Source organism: Kitasatospora sp. NPDC101235, from assembly GCF_044767505.1.
GTDB lineage: Bacteria > Actinomycetota > Actinomycetes > Streptomycetales > Streptomycetaceae > Kitasatospora.
The window spans coordinates 297,399-314,237 of record NZ_JBIWNZ010000001.1; the positions used below are offsets into that span (position 1 = coordinate 297,399).

Annotated in this window: 20 protein-coding genes; 11 read left to right on the top strand and 9 right to left on the bottom strand. The window is 74.6% G+C overall.

Translation table 11 applies throughout. From position 1 onward, the window contains the following. Positions 1 to 176 precede the first annotated feature (176 nt). Genes ACIRRH_RS01430 through ACIRRH_RS01440 form a run of 3 tightly spaced genes read left to right on the top strand, consistent with a single transcriptional unit; the run spans position 177 to position 3,428 of the window. Positions 177 to 860, top strand: a complete 684-nt coding sequence (locus tag ACIRRH_RS01430; RefSeq protein WP_403060044.1) for a TetR/AcrR family transcriptional regulator — start codon at positions 177 to 179, stop codon at positions 858 to 860. After that, a complete protein-coding gene (locus ACIRRH_RS01435; protein WP_403060047.1) occupies positions 844 to 2,478 on the top strand; it encodes an acyl-CoA dehydrogenase family protein in 1,635 nt (544 codons plus the stop codon). Before ACIRRH_RS01430 ends, ACIRRH_RS01435 begins: the two co-directional genes overlap by 17 nt. Continuing rightward, positions 2,475 to 3,428, top strand: a complete 954-nt coding sequence (locus ACIRRH_RS01440) for an amidohydrolase family protein (protein ID WP_403060050.1) — start codon at positions 2,475 to 2,477, stop codon at positions 3,426 to 3,428. Before ACIRRH_RS01435 ends, ACIRRH_RS01440 begins: the two co-directional genes overlap by 4 nt. A 14-nt stretch (positions 3,429 to 3,442) precedes the next feature. On the opposite strand, the gene ACIRRH_RS01445 is transcribed toward ACIRRH_RS01440, so the two are convergent. Then, positions 3,443 to 4,246: an inositol monophosphatase family protein gene (locus ACIRRH_RS01445; RefSeq protein WP_403060053.1), complete on the bottom strand. Its 804-nt coding sequence runs from the start codon at positions 4,244 to 4,246 to the stop codon at positions 3,443 to 3,445. Between the two features lie 113 nt (positions 4,247 to 4,359). Here ACIRRH_RS01445 and ACIRRH_RS01450 point away from each other — a divergent pair, with 113 nt between their 5' ends. Beyond that, the gene (locus tag ACIRRH_RS01450; RefSeq protein WP_403060056.1) at positions 4,360 to 5,352 is read left to right on the top strand and encodes an Lrp/AsnC family transcriptional regulator; all 993 of its coding nucleotides are present in this window, start codon (positions 4,360 to 4,362) and stop codon (positions 5,350 to 5,352) included. Between the two features lie 178 nt (positions 5,353 to 5,530). After that, positions 5,531 to 5,965, top strand: a complete 435-nt coding sequence (locus ACIRRH_RS01455) for a hypothetical protein (protein ID WP_403060059.1) — start codon at positions 5,531 to 5,533, stop codon at positions 5,963 to 5,965. Here ACIRRH_RS01455 and ACIRRH_RS01460 read toward each other — a convergent pair. From ACIRRH_RS01460 to ACIRRH_RS01470, 3 genes are all read right to left on the bottom strand, one after another. Continuing rightward, positions 5,962 to 6,810: a helix-turn-helix domain-containing protein gene (locus ACIRRH_RS01460; RefSeq protein ID WP_403060062.1), complete on the bottom strand. Its 849-nt coding sequence runs from the start codon at positions 6,808 to 6,810 to the stop codon at positions 5,962 to 5,964. The two genes, ACIRRH_RS01455 and ACIRRH_RS01460, sit on opposite strands and share 4 nt — an antisense overlap. Before the next feature lie 91 nt (positions 6,811 to 6,901). Next, the gene (locus tag ACIRRH_RS01465; RefSeq protein WP_403060065.1) at positions 6,902 to 7,384 is read right to left on the bottom strand and encodes a DUF2269 family protein; all 483 of its coding nucleotides are present in this window, start codon (positions 7,382 to 7,384) and stop codon (positions 6,902 to 6,904) included. A 140-nt stretch (positions 7,385 to 7,524) separates the two neighbouring features. Continuing rightward, a complete protein-coding gene (locus ACIRRH_RS01470) occupies positions 7,525 to 8,232 on the bottom strand; it encodes a 4'-phosphopantetheinyl transferase family protein (RefSeq protein ID WP_403060068.1) in 708 nt (235 codons plus the stop codon). A gap of 178 nt (positions 8,233 to 8,410) precedes the next feature. Here ACIRRH_RS01470 and ACIRRH_RS01475 point away from each other — a divergent pair, with 178 nt between their 5' ends. Continuing rightward, entirely contained in the window at positions 8,411 to 8,527 is a 117-nt protein-coding gene (locus tag ACIRRH_RS01475; RefSeq protein ID WP_403061069.1) for an LPXTG cell wall anchor domain-containing protein, read from the top strand. Positions 8,528 to 8,648: 121 nt separating this feature from the next. On the opposite strand, the gene ACIRRH_RS01480 is transcribed toward ACIRRH_RS01475, so the two are convergent. Continuing rightward, the gene (locus ACIRRH_RS01480) at positions 8,649 to 9,278 is read right to left on the bottom strand and encodes a TetR/AcrR family transcriptional regulator (RefSeq protein ID WP_403060071.1); all 630 of its coding nucleotides are present in this window, start codon (positions 9,276 to 9,278) and stop codon (positions 8,649 to 8,651) included. Positions 9,279 to 9,354: 76 nt separating this feature from the next. On the opposite strand from ACIRRH_RS01480, the gene ACIRRH_RS01485 reads away from it, so the two are divergent. Next, positions 9,355 to 10,302: a hypothetical protein gene (locus ACIRRH_RS01485; RefSeq protein ID WP_403060074.1), complete on the top strand. Its 948-nt coding sequence runs from the start codon at positions 9,355 to 9,357 to the stop codon at positions 10,300 to 10,302. A 31-nt stretch (positions 10,303 to 10,333) separates the two neighbouring features. Here the strand turns inward: ACIRRH_RS01485 and ACIRRH_RS01490 are convergent, their stop codons facing one another. From ACIRRH_RS01490 to ACIRRH_RS01500, 3 genes are all read right to left on the bottom strand, one after another. Further along, entirely contained in the window at positions 10,334 to 10,831 is a 498-nt protein-coding gene (locus tag ACIRRH_RS01490) for a F0F1 ATP synthase subunit B (protein ID WP_403060077.1), read from the bottom strand. Positions 10,832 to 10,947: 116 nt separating this feature from the next. Beyond that, positions 10,948 to 12,174 (bottom strand): kynureninase, encoded by a 1,227-nt coding sequence (kynU, locus tag ACIRRH_RS01495; RefSeq protein WP_403060080.1) that lies wholly within the window; start codon positions 12,172 to 12,174, stop codon positions 10,948 to 10,950. Between the two features lie 98 nt (positions 12,175 to 12,272). Then, positions 12,273 to 13,103 carry a tryptophan 2,3-dioxygenase gene (locus ACIRRH_RS01500; protein ID WP_403060083.1) on the bottom strand — a complete coding sequence of 277 codons (831 nt, stop codon included), beginning with the start codon at positions 13,101 to 13,103 and terminating at the stop codon, positions 12,273 to 12,275. A 189-nt stretch (positions 13,104 to 13,292) separates the two neighbouring features. Here ACIRRH_RS01500 and ACIRRH_RS01505 point away from each other — a divergent pair, with 189 nt between their 5' ends. Beyond that, positions 13,293 to 13,754 (top strand): Lrp/AsnC family transcriptional regulator, encoded by a 462-nt coding sequence (locus ACIRRH_RS01505; protein ID WP_403060086.1) that lies wholly within the window; start codon positions 13,293 to 13,295, stop codon positions 13,752 to 13,754. 52 nt (positions 13,755 to 13,806) lie between these two features. After that, the gene (locus tag ACIRRH_RS01510; protein ID WP_403060089.1) at positions 13,807 to 14,346 is read left to right on the top strand and encodes an NADPH-dependent FMN reductase; all 540 of its coding nucleotides are present in this window, start codon (positions 13,807 to 13,809) and stop codon (positions 14,344 to 14,346) included. An 18-nt stretch (positions 14,347 to 14,364) separates the two neighbouring features. On the opposite strand, the gene ACIRRH_RS01515 is transcribed toward ACIRRH_RS01510, so the two are convergent. After that, positions 14,365 to 14,997: a MarC family protein gene (locus ACIRRH_RS01515; RefSeq protein WP_403060092.1), complete on the bottom strand. Its 633-nt coding sequence runs from the start codon at positions 14,995 to 14,997 to the stop codon at positions 14,365 to 14,367. A gap of 212 nt (positions 14,998 to 15,209) precedes the next feature. Between ACIRRH_RS01515 and ACIRRH_RS01520 the strand changes: the two genes are divergently transcribed. Further along, positions 15,210 to 15,770: a DoxX family protein gene (locus ACIRRH_RS01520; RefSeq protein ID WP_224284115.1), complete on the top strand. Its 561-nt coding sequence runs from the start codon at positions 15,210 to 15,212 to the stop codon at positions 15,768 to 15,770. A gap of 112 nt (positions 15,771 to 15,882) precedes the next feature. Further along, positions 15,883 to 16,506: an FxLYD domain-containing protein gene (locus tag ACIRRH_RS01525; RefSeq protein WP_403060095.1), complete on the top strand. Its 624-nt coding sequence runs from the start codon at positions 15,883 to 15,885 to the stop codon at positions 16,504 to 16,506. Positions 16,507 to 16,839: the final 333 nt, after the last annotated feature.

Genomic DNA, 16,839 nt, shown 5'->3' on the forward strand with positions numbered 1-16,839 from the left:
CCCGGAACCGCCGGACCCGGCCCGGCCGGAAGGCCCGAGCGGAAGGTCCGGCCGGGAAAAGCCCGACCGGACCAGGCCGCCCGCGAAGACCCGCCCGCGAAGACCCGGCCCGGAAAGACCCGACCGGACCAGGCCGCCCCCTCCCCGAAGCAGTGAATCAGTGCTTCAATGCTTCCATGGCCTACCGCCGCACGCCCGCCGTACAAGCCCGCCTGGACGCCCAGCGCGAAGCGGTGCTCCAGTCGGCGGTCGGTCTGCTCGCCGAGCGCGGCTACGGCGGCTGCACGATGGCCGCCGTGGCGGACCGCGCCGGGATCGCCACCGGCAGCCTCTACCAGCACTTCGCCGGCAAGGCCGAGCTGTCGGTGGAGCTGTTCCGCCGGGTGGTCACTCACGAGATCGACGCGGTCAACGACGCCGTCGCCCTCCGGGACACCCCGCGGCAGCGGATCGCCGCCGTGGTCGAGACCTTCGCCGCCCGCGCCCTGCGCGCCCCCCGGCTGGCGTACGCGCTGTTGGTGGAGCCGGCCGACGCGGTCGTGGACGTCGAGCGCCTGGTGTTCCGGCGGGCGTTCCGGGACGTGATCGCCACCGAGATCGCCGCGGCCGTGGCGAGCGGCGAACTGCCCGAGCAGGATCCGGTGTTGACCGCCGACGCCCTGGTCGGCGCGGTCGGCGAGGCCCTGGCCGGCCCGCTCGCCGCCGCACCGGTCGAAGCCGCCGGGCCCGAACACGGCGGCAACACCCCGAGCGGCAACACCCCGAGCGGCAACACCCCGCGCGACAACACCACGGTGGTCCCCGCCCTGGTCTCCTTCACCCTGCGTGCCCTGGGAGGACGCGATGACAGCGACGCATGAGGTCACCAACCAGGTGCCCCTGCCGTACGGACACGACACCGCCGCCGACCCCACCCTGCTCGCCGCCCTCCAGCGGGCCGACGCCGGCTGGGCCGAGCCCCAGCTGCGCGAGCTGGGCCGGCTGGCCGGTTCCGAGCAGGCCGCCGAGTGGGGCCGGCTGGCCAACGAACACCCGCCGGTGCTGCGCACCCACGACCGCTTCGGCCGCCGGATCGACGAGGTCGAGTTCCACCCGTCCTGGCACGAGCTGATGCGCACCGCCGTCTCGTACGGCCTGCACGCCGCGCCCTGGCGGGACGAGCGGCCCGGCGCCCACTCCGCCCGCGCCGCCGGGTTCTACGTCTGGGGCCAGGTCGAGGCCGGCCACACCTGCCCGATCTCGATGACCTACGCCGCCGTCCCGGCGCTGCGCGCCAACCCCGCCCTCGCCGCCGAGCTGGAGCCGCTGCTGGCCGCCCGGGAGTACGACTTCGGGCTGCGCGAGCCGCGGACCAAGCGCGGGCTGATCGCCGGCATGTCGATGACCGAGAAGCAGGGCGGCTCGGACGTCCGCACCAACACCACCGCCGCCGCTCCGCAGCCGGACGGCACCTACCGGCTCACCGGCCACAAGTGGTTCACCTCGGCGCCGATGTCCGACCTCTTCCTGACCCTCGCCCAGGCGCCCGGCGGTCTCAGCTGCTTCGTGCTGCCGCGCGTCCTCCCGGACGGCAGCCGCAACCGGCTGCAGCTGATGCGACTGAAGGACAAGCTCGGCAACAAGTCCAACGCCTCCGCCGAGCTGGAGTACGACGGGGCGGTCGGCTGGCTGGTCGGCGAGGAGGGCCGGGGTGTCCCGACCATCATCGAGATGGTCAACATGACCCGCCTGGACTGCACCGTCGGCGCGGCCTCCGGCATGCGCTACGGCGCCACCAGGGCGGTTCACCACGCCCTGCACCGGCGGGCGTTCGGCAAGGCGCTGGTCGACCAGCCGCTGATGCGCAACGTGCTCGCCGACCTGGTGGTGGAGTCCGAGGCGGCCACGATCGTCGCCATGCGGCTCGCCCAGGCCACCGACCGGACCCTCGCCGGGGACGGGAACGAGGCACTGGTGCGGCGGCTGGGCCTGGCGGTGGCCAAGTACTGGGTGTGCAAGCGCGGTCCGGCGCACTCCGCCGAGGCGCTGGAGTGCCTGGGCGGCAACGGCTACGTGGAGGAGTCCGGGATGCCCCGGCTCTACCGGGAGGCGCCGCTGGTGTCGATCTGGGAGGGCTCCGGCAACGTCGCCGCCCTGGACGCGCTGCGTGCCATGGCCAAGCGCCCGGAGAGCGTCGAGGCCTTCCTCGGCGAACTCGACGCCGCCGCCGGTGCGGACCGCCGACTGGACGCGGCCGTCGCCGCGCTGCGCAAGGAGCTGACCGACCTGAGCGACCTGGAGTACCGCACCCGCCGGCTGGTCGAGTCGATGGCGCTGGCCTTCCAGGGCTCGCTGCTGGTCCGGTACGGCAGCCCGGCGGTGGCCGACGCGTTCTGCGCGAGCCGGCTGGGCGGCGACCACGGTGCTGCCTTCGGCACCCTGCCGGCCGGGGCCGACACCGGAGCGATCATCGACCGTGCCCGCCCGGTGCCCGCGTGAGCACCGCGGAGAGCGCCCACGAGACGGGCGCCCACGAGACGGGCGTCCACCAGGAGGACGTCCGGGAAGCCGCTGTCGTACGGCAGTTCTGGCAGGCCCTCGGCCTGCCCGGGCTGATCGACGTGCACACCCACTTCATGCCGAAGAACGTCCTCGACAAGGTGTGGGCGTACTTCGACGCGGCCGGCCCGCTGGTGAACCGCCCCTGGCCGATCACCTACCGCGAGGCCGAGGAGCAACGGGTCCGGCGGCTGCGGGACTTCGGCGTCCGGGCGTTCACGTCCATGCTCTACCCGCACAAGCCCGGCATGGCCGGCTGGCTGAACGCCTGGGCCGCCGGCTTCGCCGCCCGCACCCCGGAGTGCCTGCACACCGCGACCTTCTTCCCCGAGCCCGAGGCACCCGGCTACGTGGCCCGGGCGATCGGGGACGGCGCCCGGGTGTTCAAGGCGCACCTCCAGGTCGGCGGCTACGACCCGGCGGACCCGCTGCTGGACGAGGTCTGGGGCCTGCTCGCCGAGACCGGCACCCCGGTGGTCACCCACTGCGGGTCCGGGCCGGTGCCGGGCAAGTTCACCGGCCCCGGCCCGATCGGCGCGGTGCTGGCGCGGCACCCCGGCCTGGTCCTGGTGGTCGCCCACCTCGGGATGCCCGAGTACCGCGACTTCCTCGACCTGGCCGAGCGCCACCCGGCCGTCCGGCTGGACACCACCATGGCGTTCACCGACTTCGCCGAGGGCGACGGCCCGTTCCCGCGCGAGGAACTGTCGCGCCTGCGCGGGCTCCGGGACCGCATCCTGCTCGGCAGCGACTTCCCCAACATCCCCTACCGGTACGTCCACCAGCTGGAGGCGCTGGCCGGGCTGGGGCTGGGGGAGGAGTGGCTGCGGGCGGTCTGCCACGACAACGCGGCCGCCCTCTTCGGGCTGTCCGCCGGGACGGCCGGCTGACCGCCCCGGCATCCTCAGCCGACTGCCCGCAGCACCTCCAGCGCCTGCGCGTGCAGCCCGGGCGCGGCGGCGAGGAAGCCGTCGGAGCCGGCCGTCCAGGCCGACCCGGTGGTGTCCGTCACCGCCGCGCCCGCCTCGCGCGCGATCAGCGCCCCGGGCAGCAGGTTGCCCGCGTCGAGGCCGTACTCCCAGAACAGCGCCAGGTGCCCGGAGCCGACCTGGGCCACCTGGAGTGCGGTCGGGCCGAGGTTGCGCACCGCCAGGACCGCCCCCGCCATCGCGGACAGCGACTCGCCCGCCCGGCGCAGCGCCACCGGATCGGCGGCCACCCGCGGCGGCTGGCTGGTGGCGGCGACGGTGACCGCCAACTCCCGCTCCAGGGGCGCGATCGGCCGCCCGTCCAGCTCGGCCCCGCCGCCGAGCACCGCCCGGTAGGTGCGCCCGTCCTGCTCCGGGGCGTGCACCACGGCCAGCACCGCCGCACCGTCCCGCACCAGCGTGGCGGTCACCGCCCAGTGCGGCTGCCCGAGCAGGTACTGCACCGCGCCGTCGGTCGCGTCGCACAGCCACCACTCGCCCTCGGCGGGCACCGAGCCGTCCAGCTCCTCGGGCACCCGGCCGGCCTGCGGGCGCAGCGCCGTCAGCCGCTCCCGCAGTACGGCGGCCGCGGGGCCGTCCAGCTCGGCGAAGCGGGCCGCCGCCTCCTCGGCGGTCCGTGCCGTGACCGGGTCGGCGGACCGGCGCGCCGCCAGTTCCGCACCGACCTCGCGCACCGCGGCTTCCACGCTCTCCGCCAGTGTCCACAGCTCGTTCGTCACGGTGACTCCTCCTTGCTCCGGGCCGGTCTGCGCTCCGGCTGGTCGGACAAGGAGTACCGTCGGGGCTGCCGAACAGGACGCAGAAGTCGTCGAGACGACGGGGATCGGACATCATGGACCTCTCCACTGCCGATCCGGACACCGTGCTGGACGCGCTCGACCGCCGCCTGGTGTGCGCGCTCCAGGTGGACGGACGGGCCGAGCCCGGCCGGATCGCCGAGGTGCTGGGCGTCTCCGCCCGGACGGTCACCCGCCGCCTGGGCCGGATGCGGCAGGCCGGGGTGCTGCGGGTGGTCCGGCTGCCGGACGTCGAGGACGCCGCCGTGGGCGCGCTGCTGCTGCGGGTCCGGGTGCTGAGCGGCCGGGTGGACGCCATCGCGCAGGCCCTCGCCGACCGCCCCGACGTCCCGTTCGTCGACGTGATGCTCGGCGGCCACGAGGCCGGCGCCGTGATGCTCACCGACGCCGGCTCCCGCGACCGGCTGCTGTACGGGCAGCTGCCCGCGACCGGCGCCGTCACCGAGACCACCGTCCACGCCGTGCTGCACGCCTTCGCCGACGCCGGGCAGTGGCGGGCCGGGTACCTGACCGAGGAGGAGGCCGCCGCGCTCGCCCGGAGCGCCGTCCCGCGCCCCGCCGCACCGCCGCCGCTGGACGGCCTCGACCGCGCGCTGCTGGAGCGGCTGGGCGAGGACGCCCGGCAGTCCCACGCCGTGCTGGCCGCGGCCGTCGGCGCGCCCGAGTCCACGGTGCGCCGCCGGCTGCACCGGCTGGACGGGGCCGGGCTGCTGCGCACCCATGCCACCGTGGACCCGCGGCTGCTCGGCATGGCCGTGGACGCCAACCTCTGGCTGGACGTGCCGCCCGGCCGGCTCGCCGAGGTCGGCGCGGTGCTGGCCCGCCATCCGCAGGTGCACGGGGTGTTCGCCACCAGCGGCCCGGCCAACCTGCTGGCCACGGTGTTCTGCCCGGACCACGGCGAGCTGTACCGCTTCCTCACCGGCACCCTCGGCCCGCTCGGCGTCGCCCGGGCCGAGACCACCATCACCGCCCGGGCGGTGAAGCGGGCGGGCGTCCTGCTCCGGCAGCCGCCCCGGCGGCCGTGAGGCGTGTCCGAGGGATTCCCGCGGGGGAGCGCGGCGGAGAGGAGGCCGCCGGGGTCGCGGCCGGCCGGCCGTTACCTGTGGGGTAATCGACGCCCGCCGCTCCACCGGGCAGGGTGGTGGCACCCGGCGAGGCCGCCACGGCCCCGGGCTCCCACCCCCTGACAGGAGGCGATCCGCCATGTCCGCCCACGCGAACACCCTCACGCCCGCCCGGCCCGGTTCCGCCTTCTCACTCCGGACGGTGCGCGGTGCCCTCGCCCTGGACGCCCTGGTCACCGGCGGCAACGGTCTGGCCTACCTGGCCTTCTCCGGCCCGCTCGGTGAGCTGCTCGGCGCCGGCCGCACCACCCTGGTCGACGTCGGGCTCTTCCTCCTCGGGTACGCGCTCGCGGTCGGCGCGCTGGCCGCCCGCCGACGGCCGCCGGTGTTCGGGGTGCGGACCGTGATCGACCTCAACCTGGCCTGGGTGGTGCTCAGTCTGGTCGCGATGGAGCTGTGGCTGGAGCCGACCACCGCTGGCTTCGTCTGGATCCCGGCGCAGGCCGCGACGGTGGCCCTGTTCGCGGTCCTCCAGTTCACCGCCCTGCGGCGACAGGCCCGCGAGCAGGGCTAACGCTCCGGCCCGACCACGGACTGCAGGAACCGCACCGTCTCCGCGTCGGCCGGCAGGAAGGTCTCCATGGCCAGCTCGGAGACGGTGACGTCCAGCGGCGTGTTGAAGGTCGAGATGGTGGAGAGGAAGGAGAGCACCCGCTCCTCGTGCCGGATCCGCAGCGGCAGCGCGAACGGGAACCCGTCGGCGGCCGGACCGGCCGCCCGGTCCTCGGCCCGACCGTCCGCCGGGGACCCGACCGGCTCGGGATAGCTGCGGACCTCCTCGTACAGCCGGCGCAGCGGCTCGGCGCGGACCAGCTCCAGCTGCCGTTCCATCCGTTCCAGCAGGTGCCGCCGCCACTGCCACAGGTTGACGATGCGCGGTGCCAGCCCGTCCGGGTGCAGGGTGACCCGGATCGCGTTGAACGGCGGCTCCAGCAGGTGCGGGGCGACGCCGTCCACGAGCAGCCCGAGCGAGCGGTTGGCCGCCAGCACCCGGAAGGACCCGTCGACCACGACCGCCGGGTACGGGTCGTGGGCGGCCAGCAGCCGTTCCAGCCCGCCGCGCAGCGCGTCCATCGACGGGTCGTCCAGCGGCGTCTCGGGGTAGTGCGGGGCGTAGCCGGCCGCCAGCAGCAGGGTGTTGCGCTCGCGCACCGGGACGTCCAGCTGCTCGGCCAGCCGCAGCACCAGCTTCTGGCTCGGCCGGGAACGGCCGTTCTCGACGAAGCTGAGGTGGCGGGCCGAGGAGTCCGCCCGCAGCGCCAGTTGCAGCTGGCTGAGCTGCCGTCGTTCCCGCCAGCCGCGCAGCAGCGGGCCGACGCCGGTTCCCGTCGGGCTGCCCATGCCCGCCATGATCGTCATGGCCCAGGACGGTACTCGAATGAGCCCGGTCGGCGGGAGAGGGCGGTCCGAAGGGGGGCGCGACGGGGCGGTCGCGAGCGGGCTGCCGGGCTCAGACGCCGGTGCTCGACCCCGGGCGGATGACCATGAGCACCACGACCACGGCCCACAGCAGGTTGAACACCCCGGCGGTCATCGGCAGCATCTTCAGGCCGCTGACGGCCTTGGCGTGCTGCTCGTCCGACTGGTCGAGATCGAGCGCGTCCACGGCGGCCTGCTGGCCGGGCAGCACGAAGAGCAGCAGCGCGAGCGCGGCGATCGCGGTCAGCACCATCGAGACGATCACCCAGGACTGCCCGAGCACGTCCATCACCTGGGCCAGGCCGATGCCCAGCACCGGAACCGCGACCCCGAGCAGCGCGTAGACCTGGGTGATCCGGTGCAGCACGCGCAGCACACCGGCGTCGGAGGCCCGGTCCGGCCCGCCGGCCAGCGCGGCCTTCGCCCGGCGCGGGAACATGCTGACGGCCACCGCGACCGGGCCTATGAACAGGACCGACACGAGGACGTGCAGGCTCAGCAGGAACTTGGCCATGGCGGGGCACCCTTTTGAATCCGGTGGGCAACTGGTCGGTGGGCACACGCGTTCGGCGCGCCCACGACCAGGCACGCTAACACCGCTTATCCACCGGCCCGCCGCGCGGGTGGGCGCCGGGGCCCGCCCCGGCCCCGCGTTCAGCCCGCCGCCGTGAGCTCCACGATCCGGGGCGGGGCGGTGCTGACAGCGGCGACGGCGGCCGCGTGCTCCGGGTCGCTCCAGTCGAGCAGGTGCAGGTCCTCGTACCGGCTGCGCAGCGGCGCGCCCGGCGGGACGGACAGCGGCAGGGCGGAGAGGTCGACCCGGCCGAGGGTGTCCAGAGTGGCCCGCCCGATCTTGATCAGCGACTCCTTGCGCACCCAGAGCCGCAGGAACGCCGCTTCCGGCTCCGGGTCGGCCTCGACCAGGGCGAGCTCGGCCGGGGCGAGCACCCGGCGGGCGACCGAGCTCAGCGAGCCGCCCCGGTTGGACAGTTCGACGTCCACCCCGACCGGCTGGAGCCCGGCGCCGGCCGCGACGACGCCCCGGGTGTGCGACAGGCTCACGTGCACCCGGGGGTGGTCCGGCAGGTAGGGCTTGCCGTGGTCGGCGAGTCCGCAGTCCGGGCACTGCTGGGCGAGGACGAGGCCGGCCACCGGTACGCCGAGCAGCCGGGCGGCGCAGAGCCGGACCAGCAGGTGGCCGGCGGTGAAGTCGATCCGCCCGGACTCGTGCCGGAAGCGCGCGGCGCGCTCCCGCTCCACGGCGGTCAGCAGGTGCTCGCCCGCCTCGGGGTGCCGCAGCACGGCGTCGGCGGACGCGACGGCGACGAGCGGCGCGCTCTGTTCCTGGGCCTCGGTGGTCATGGTCCAAAACTAGGGCCTCGCGGCCCGTCAGCGCCTGCCCGGGGGCTGACTGCTCCGTACCGTCCCGGCGCCGGCCTCGCCGTCGGCCGGTGCGACGACGTCGAGCGCCGGTCCGGCCCCGACCGGCCATCACCCGACCGATGAGCCGACCGGCCACCACCCCGGTGGCGGCGGTGAGCTGCCCTCCACCGGTGCCGGCAACGCCCCGGTGGTCTTCGGCCTGGCGGGCGTCGGCCTGCTCGGCCTCGGCGCACTGGCGGTGCTCGCCGTCCGCCGCCGCGGCCGCCACGGCTGACGGCCCGTACGGCCGAGGAGCCGAGCAGCCGGACAGCGGTGCAGGCCGCCCGAGTCGATCCGACCGGGCGGCCTGCGCCGTTTCCGTCTCCGCCCGTGCGCCGTTCGCCGTCTCCGGCCGCCTACCGCCCGGCCGGGTAGTGGGCGAGGCCCGAGGCGAGCAGGCCGAAGGACCGCTCCACCGCCGCCTCGACCCGGGTCCGCACCGCTTCGGCCGGCTCCCCGGCCACCACGGCCCGCCGGACCTCGCCGAGCACCGCCCGGTGGGCCCCCGCGACGGCTCCGGCCACGATCCGGGGGAGCGGGTCCCGGGGCTCGGCCCCCGACTCCTCGGCCAGGACGGCCGCCAGTGCCGCCTCGGCCCGTTCGCCGAGTTCCAGCAGCCGGGCCCGCAGCGCCGCGCTGTCCTCGACGATCCGCCAGAACGCGGCCATCCCCGGGTTCAGCCCGACCGTCGGCTCCCCGCTCGCGAAGGCCGCCAGCAGGTCGGCCCGGACGGCGTCCACGGCGGAACCGCCCGCCGGGCGGTGCCGGACCACTTCGGCCAGGTGGGCGACCACCTCCTCCTGCCGGTCGAAGAACAGGTCCTCCTTGGTCGGGAAGTAGTTGAAGACCGTGTTCGGCGAGACCCCGGCGGCCCGGGCCACCTCGACCACCGTGACCCGGTCGAACCCGCGCTCGGCGAACAGGCCCATGGCGGTGTCGGCGAGCAGCTCCCGGGTCTGCTGCTTCTTGAGTTCGCGAAGTCCCATGGCCGGATTCTATCCGCAGATCATGGTGTCACTTCAAACTTGCAGTGACACCAAAAATATCCGCTACGGTGGCGGCATGACCTTCACCTTCGGCATCTACCCCGGCGGACTGGTCGGTGACGACACCGGCGTGATCGTGCCCGCCCGCCCCGACGACCCGGCCCGGACCACCGCTGCCCTGCGCGAACTCCAGGGCGGCGCGGCGGAGTTCCTGGTCCGCGCCTACCGCTCGTACCCGGGCGGCGAGCACACCCCCGAGCGGCCCGGGCAGTACGCCGTCGAGGGCCGCCGGCTCGACCTGGTGGTCCAGTACCGGGAGCGCAGCGGGGAGTTGGCCGGCTGGCTGGACTTCGTCCGGCGGACGGTCCGGACCGAGGGGCGCCGCCTCGCCCTGCTCCAGATCTGCGAGGAGCCCAACCTCGACCTCCCGCCCGTGGACGGCAGCATCCCGAACGTTCGCCGGGCGCTGGTCGAGGGTGTGGTCGCGGCCAAGGAGGAGGCGCTGGCCCGTGGATTCGGCCACCTGGCCGTCGGCTTCAACGCGGTGCCCTCCTTCGACCCCGCGGACACCTTCTGGTCCGAGCTCGGCCGGCTCGCCGACGAGCGCTTCCACCGCGCCCTGGACTACGTCGGCCTGGACTTCTTTCCGGACGTCTTCCGCTCCGTCCCGCCCGGGCAACTCGCCGACGCGGTACGGGCGGTGCTCACCGGCTTCCGCCGGGACTCGCTGCCCCGGGCCGGGATCGGGCCCGACGTTCCGCTGCGGATCTGCGAGAACGGCTGGCCCACCGGCCCTGGGCGGAGCGAGGCGCGGCAGGCCGAGGTGGTGGCGGAGGTGGTCCGGACGGCGGCCGGGCTCGCCGCCGAACTCAACGTCACCGGTTACGCGTTCTTCGCCCTGCGCGACGCGGACAGCGCGGGCGCCGGGCTGTTCCCGCACTTCGGCCTGCTGCGCGACGACTACACGCCCAAGCCGGCCTTCGCGGTCTACCGCGGACTGGTCGAGGAGCTGACGAAGAGCTGACGAACAGCGGCGAACTGGTAGGCGGTGCAGGCTAGTTCGCCTCGAAGAAGCGCTCCACGGTGCGGCGCTGTGCGGCGACGTCGTGCACCGGCTCGCCGATCACCCGGCCGGCCAGCGCGACGGCCAGTTCGCCGACGTCCTGGCGCAGCAGGCGGGCCGCCTCGGCCCGGTCGGCGGCGATCCGCGCGCGGCCGGTGGCGAGCAGTTCGTCCCGGTCGCGGATGCCCTCCGCGCGGGCGGCGGCCATCGCCGCCGCGCCGCGCTCGGCGTACTCCTCCCGGATCCGGGCCGCCTCGTGCCGGGCCTCGGCCAGCTCCCGCAGGCGGGCCTCCCAGGTGGCCTCGGCCTCGGCGAGCAGGGCCTCGGCGCGTTCGGTGCGCCCCTCGGTGGCCTCCCAGCGTTCGGACTGCACCCGTTCGATCCGGGGGAGCAGGTGGCGGCCGAGCGTCCACAGCAGCAGGAAGAACAGCGCCAGGCCGAGGATCAGCGGGGCCGGTTCGGGCTTGAGCGGGCCGACTTCGAGGTTCACGTACGACCTCCCCGGGTGTGACGTTCCGTCAGTCGGAAGTTTCCCCAAGGGCGACGGCGGTCGAACTCGGCGCGGAGATGAGCTGCGTCACGGCGGGGCCGAAGGCCCGTCCCCGGTTACGTCACCTCGCCCCGGCGGGAGAAGCGTTCCGCCCGCCACTCGCCGCTCTCCAGCACCTCGGCCAGCTGCCGGGCCGCGTCCCACACCTCGGTGTACGACAGGTAGAGCGGGGTGAAGCCGAAGCGCATCAGGTCCGGCGCGCGGAAGTCGCCGATCACCCCGCGCTCGATCAGCGCCTGCACCACGGGGTAGCCGTCGGCGTGCCGCAGCGCGACCTGGCTGCCGCGCCGGGCATGCTCGCGCGGGGTCACCACCTCGACGCCGTCCAGGCCCTCGGTCAGCGACACGAACAGGTCGGTCAGCGCCAGGCTCTTCGCGCGCACCGCCGCCAGGTCGACCCGCTCCCAGACGTCCAGTGAGGCGCCGAGGGCGGCCTGGCCGAGCAGCGAGGGCGAGCTGGTCAGGAACCGGCCGATGCCCGGCTTCGGGTCGTACCCGGGCTCGAAGGCGAACGGCCGGGCGTGGCCGAACCAGCCGCTCAGCGGCTGGAGCGGGCCGGCCGCCAGGTGCCGCTCGGCGACGTACAGGAAGGCCGGCGAGCCGGGGCCGCCGTTCAGGTACTTGTAGGTGCAGCCGATCGCGAAGTCCGCGCCGGCGGCGTCGAGTCCGACCGGCAGCGCGCCCACCGAGTGGCACACGTCCCAGATCATCAGGGCGCCCGCGGCCTGCACCCGGGCGGTGATCCCGGGCATGTCCAGCAGCTCGCCGGTGCGGTAGTCCACGTGCGAGAGGACGACCGCGGCGACGTCCCCGTCCAGGTGCCGGTCCAGCTCCTCGGGGCGGATCAGCGCGCTGCGCGCGCCCTCGACGAGGCCGGTCACGCCCTCGGCGATGTACAGGTCGGTCGGGAAGGCCTCGGCGTCGCCGAGCACCGTGCGCCGGCCCGGGCGCAGCCGCAGCGCGGCCGACAGCACCTTGAACAGGTTGACCGAGGTGGTGTCGCAGACGACCACTTCCTCCGGACCGGCGCCGACCAGCGGCGCGATCCGCCGTCCCAGCCGGTACGGCTGCTCGAACCAGCCGGCGTCGTTCCAGCTGCGGATCAGGTCCCTGCCCCACTCCTCCTCGACCACCTGGCGGACCCGCTCGGACGTGCGCACCGGCAACGCGCCCAGCGAGTTGCCGTCCAGGTAGATCACCCCGTCCGGCAGGGCGAACTCCTTGCGGAACGCCGCCAGCGGGTCGACGGCGTCCAGCGCCGCGCAGTCCTCGCGCGTGGTCATGCCCATCCCCTCGTTCCCCTCGCTCACAGCCTGCTCCGTTCCTGCCCGCTCTGCTCCTGCCCGTCCCGTCACAGTCCGTCCCGTCACAGTCCGTCCCGTCACAGTCCGTCCCGGATCGTCCACAGCTCCGGGAACACGTCCTGCTCGGCGGACCTGCGCAGCCAGGTCAGCCCGCTGGAGCCGCCCGAGCCGGGCTTGCCGCCCATGGTCCGCTTGACCGCGGAGAGGTGGCGCTGGCGCCACCGGGTGACCCGCTCGGCCACGTCCAGCAGGGCCTCGCCGAGCGGCTGGAGCGCGGCGAACTCCGGGTCGGTGTAGACCCGCCGCCAGGCCGCCTCGATCTCCGCGGACGGCTGGTAGCGCTGCTCGGAGGGTGCCCGGTGCGGGGCCAGGCCGCGGCGCGCCAGGAGCGCCAGCGCCTCGTCGTACAGGCCGGGGGAGCGCAGCGCCTCGGTCAGTTCGGCCTGCGTGCCGGGCATCCCGTCGTACATCTTCAGCAGCGCGGCGTTCTTGTTGCCGAGCAGGAACTCCAGCCGCAGGAACGCGGCGGACTGGAAGCCGGAGGCCTCGCCGAACAGCGAGCGGAAGGAGTTGAACTCGTGCGGGGTCATGGTGGCCAGCAGGTCCCAGGACTCCACCAGCACGTCCTGCGCGTGGGTGCCCCGGCGCAGCGCGGCCAGCGCCGCGGTCAGGTCGTCCTCGCGCAGCGCCTGCCGGGCGAGCGTCCACTCGTGCCGCAGCAGGTCGAACAGCAGCTCCATCACCTGGGTGGTGACGATGAACGACAGCTCGGCGGGCTCCTCGCTGCGCGGGTGCTGCAGGCCGTGCAGCTCCTCCAGACGCACGTACTGGGCGTACGGGGTGCCCCGGCCCGGCGCTCCGCCCCGACCGAACGACAGGTTGGGTGTCTCCACCGTGTCGTGCCCCATCGCGACTCCTCCTGATCCTTCCGGGCCCCGTCGCCCGGTCCGGTGAACCAGCCGGACTGCGGGGTTCCACCGGGTGCCCATTGTGCGGCGGAGGTGCCGCCCGCTTGAATGGTCGACGGGCATCGCAACCGCCTTCGGAGCTTCTGTTCGCGAGGCGTTCCGCCGGTTCGCTTTACGAATGGAAATCCCTTGATCCCGACCACCCGGGAGGCCGTCTTGGACGCCGTCGACCGCCGCCTGCTCGCCGAGCTCCAGGCCGACGCCCGGCTCTCGTACAACGAACTCTCCCGCCGGGTGAGCCTGTCCGCACCCGCGGTGGCCGAACGGGTCCGCAGGCTGGAGTCCGAGGGGGTGATCAGCGGCTACCACGCCCACGTGGACCTCACCCGGGCCGGGCTGCCGATCACCGCGCTGGTCCAGATCCAGTGCTACGGCCCGCGCTGCGTGCTGCGCGACCCGGACGTGCCGACCTGGCCGGAGGTGGTCCAGCTGCACCGGGTCACGGGCGGGGCGTGCTGCGTGCTGCTGGTCGCGGTGTCGACGATGGCCGAGTTCGAGGCGGTGTGCGACCGGCTCGGCAGCTACGGCCAGCCGTCCAGCTCGATGATCCTCTCCAGCCCGGTGCCCTGGCGGCCGGTGGTTCCGCGTTGACCGCGGCGGGCGGCTGGCCTTGACGCGGGCGTCAAGGAGTAGGTTGCCCGGCATGCCGAACGAGCGCCACATCCTGCTGCTGCCCGGGAGCCTGCGGGCCGGTTCCACCAACGAGACCGTGCTGCGCACCGCGGCCGCGGTGGCAGCGGACGCCCCGGGCCTGCGGACCACGTACTACGAGGGACTGGCCGGGCTGCCGCACTTCAACCCGGACCACGACACCGACCCGCTGCCGGAGCCGGTGGCCGCGCTGCGGGCCGCGATCGAGGCGGCCGACGCGCTGCTGGTCTGCACCCCCGAGTACGCGGGGACGCTGCCGGGCGCGTTCAAGAACCTGCTGGACTGGACGGTCGGCGGGGTCGAGATCTCGGACAAGCCCACCGCCTGGATCAACGCCGCCGGCCCGGGCCGCGGCCTGGGCGCCGAGGCCACCCTGCGCACCGTCCTCGGCTACACCGGCGCGGCAGTGCTGGACGAGGCCTGCGTCCGGCTTCCGCTGGAGCGCGGCGCGGTCGGCCCGGACGGGCTGGTCGCCGACCCGCTGGTGCGCGAGCGGATCGGCGAGGTGCTGGACCGCCTCGCGGCGGGCTGACCGCCGCCCGCCCCGGGCTCAGTGCCCCTCCGGCAGGTGCACCCCGAGCCCGGCCAGGCCCTCCAGGAACAGCTCGATGCCGACCGCCGCCAGGAGCAGTCCGAGCAGCCGGGACAGCACCTCCAGCGAGGTGCGGTGGGTGCGTCGCATCAGCGGTGCGAGCATCGCCACACAGAGGTAGTTGATCACCGCGACGGCCACGTACGCCCCGGCGACGGTGGCCTTCCAGCCCCAGTTGTCCTGGTTGAGCGAGGCGACCAGGACGGCCGTGATGGCGAGCGGGCTGGCGATGTACGGCAGCAGCAGTTCGCGGATGCCGTCCACCATCGGGTTCGCCAGGTGCTCGTCCTCGTCACCCTCCCCGCCGAGGTGGACGCCGAAGACGAGGGCGACGGCGTAGACGAAGAAGATCGCCCCGCCGGCGAGCTGGAGCGACTGGTCGCTGATGTGGAAGAGGGTGGTCAGGTCGTCGGCCCCGAAGCCGAGCACCAGGCCGATCACCGACGCGATGGCCGTGCTCAGCGCCGCCAGCCGTCGCAGCTCCCGGTTGCTCCTGGTCCCGGCCAGCCGGGCGAAGGACAGCAGGACCTTCGGCGGGCCGACCACGGCGAAGAAGGCGATGAAGGCGCTGCTCAGGTTGAAGACGAACATGAGCCAAGCATGGCCGTGGGCCCCCGGGCGGCCGGTCCGCCACGCCCCGCGGCCGGGCGTGGCGTGAATCTCCTCGCCGGGCGGTTCATTCCTGGTCGCGGGCGAATTCGCCCGAATGGCGGTCCCGGCTCGAAGCGGCGGGCGCTCTCGGGTGCTATGGAGGAAGGGCTGCCACCGAGCAGGCCACTTCGCCGCGGAAGCGAGGATGCGACATGTGCCTGAACCGTAAGGACCTGGGCCTGCTGGCCCTGCGCGGCGCGGTCGGCGGTGTGCTGATCGCGCACGGCACCCAGAAGCTGTTCGGCTGGTTCGGGGGCGGCGGCCTGGAGGGCACCACCCAGGCCATGGAGCAGATGGGCTTCCACCCGGCCCGGCAGAGCGCGCTCGCGGCCGGTCTCGGCGAGGCGGGCGGCGGCGCGCTGCTGGTGGCCGGGCTGGCCACCCCGGCGGCCGGCGCGATGGTGGCGGGGACGATGGCGGGTGCGGTGTCGGTGCACGCGCCGGCCGGTTTCTTCGCGATGTCCGGCGGCTACGAGTACCCGGCCTTCCTCGGCGCGACCGGGCTGGCGATCGGCCTGGCCGGCGCGGGCCGGTACTCGCTGGACCACCTGACCGGCCACGTCTTCGACCGGCCGTGGGTCGGCCTGGTGTCCTTCGTGGGGAGCGTCGCCGGGGCGTACGGCGTGGTCTCGCGGCGCCGGCACCTGGTGCGGCTGCGCGAGGAGCGGGCCGCGGTGGACGCGGACGAGCAGGAGGGCTCGGGGCTCTCGTAGCAGCCGCTTCACCCGGAGGCAGCAGCCCTGCTGGCGGCGGTCCTCCGGCTCTCGGAGGGTGGGCCGGTAGGTGTGCCGGGTAGCCCGGCGCCGACCGGAAACGAGGGACCGCATGGACCGTCAGCCACTCACCCGCACCAGCTCGCCGCGCCCGCCGAGGGCGACCGCACAGGACCTGGACGCACCGCCGCTTCGCCACCAACGGCGTGCGGTGGCAGGGGTGTTGGCGGCGGTGGTGGCCGGCTCGGCGGCGCTCGGGGGCTGTTCCTCCGGCAAGAGTGCGGAGAGTGTGGCCTCCTCGGCGGCGGCCGCGGTGGAGAAGGGTGCGAGCGTCGCGGCCTCGGCCGCCTCGGCGCTGGCCTCGGTGGCCGGCGGGGCGGGTGCGGCGATCGCCTCGGCACAGGCGCAGGCCTCGGCGGCGGTGTCGGCGGCCTCCTCGGCCGTCGCCGGGATCAAGGGCGGGCTGGACGCCAAGGCGGACATCACCACCGGCGCGGTGACCACCGGTTCGGACGGCAAGCCGCAGGTGTCGCTGACCGTCACCAACCACGGGCAGCAGTCGAACCGGTACGTGATCCAGCTGAACTTCACCGACGAGTCCGGCAAGGTGCTGGACGCGACGGCGGTGACCGTCCAGGACGTGGCCCCCGGGCAGAGCGCCCAGGCCACCGCGCACGCCAACCGGGACCTCTCCGGCGCGGTCAAGGCCGAGGTGGCCAACGCCGTCCGCTTCTGACCCGGGCCCGGGGTCCGTCTTCGAACCCCCGTCCGCGGGCCCCGGCGGCCCGGCTCGGCGCGGGGGACGGAACCTTAAGCGGGTCTCAAGGCCCGACAGCACCTCTTGACGGGTGAGTTGGTCTAGTCCATTTTTATTGCCCAGGTGCAGGGAGCCCCTGAACCGGCGTCAGCAGCCTTGTGCTGCCGGCGCCGGTTCGGCACATCCCGGTAGTCCGTCATGGTCTGATCCCGCTCGATTCCCCACCCATGCCTGTCATGTCCCGGTCGTCCGGCCCCACCCCGGACGCGCGCCCCCGGGACGACGGGAACCCCCACAACCAGGAGTCACGCA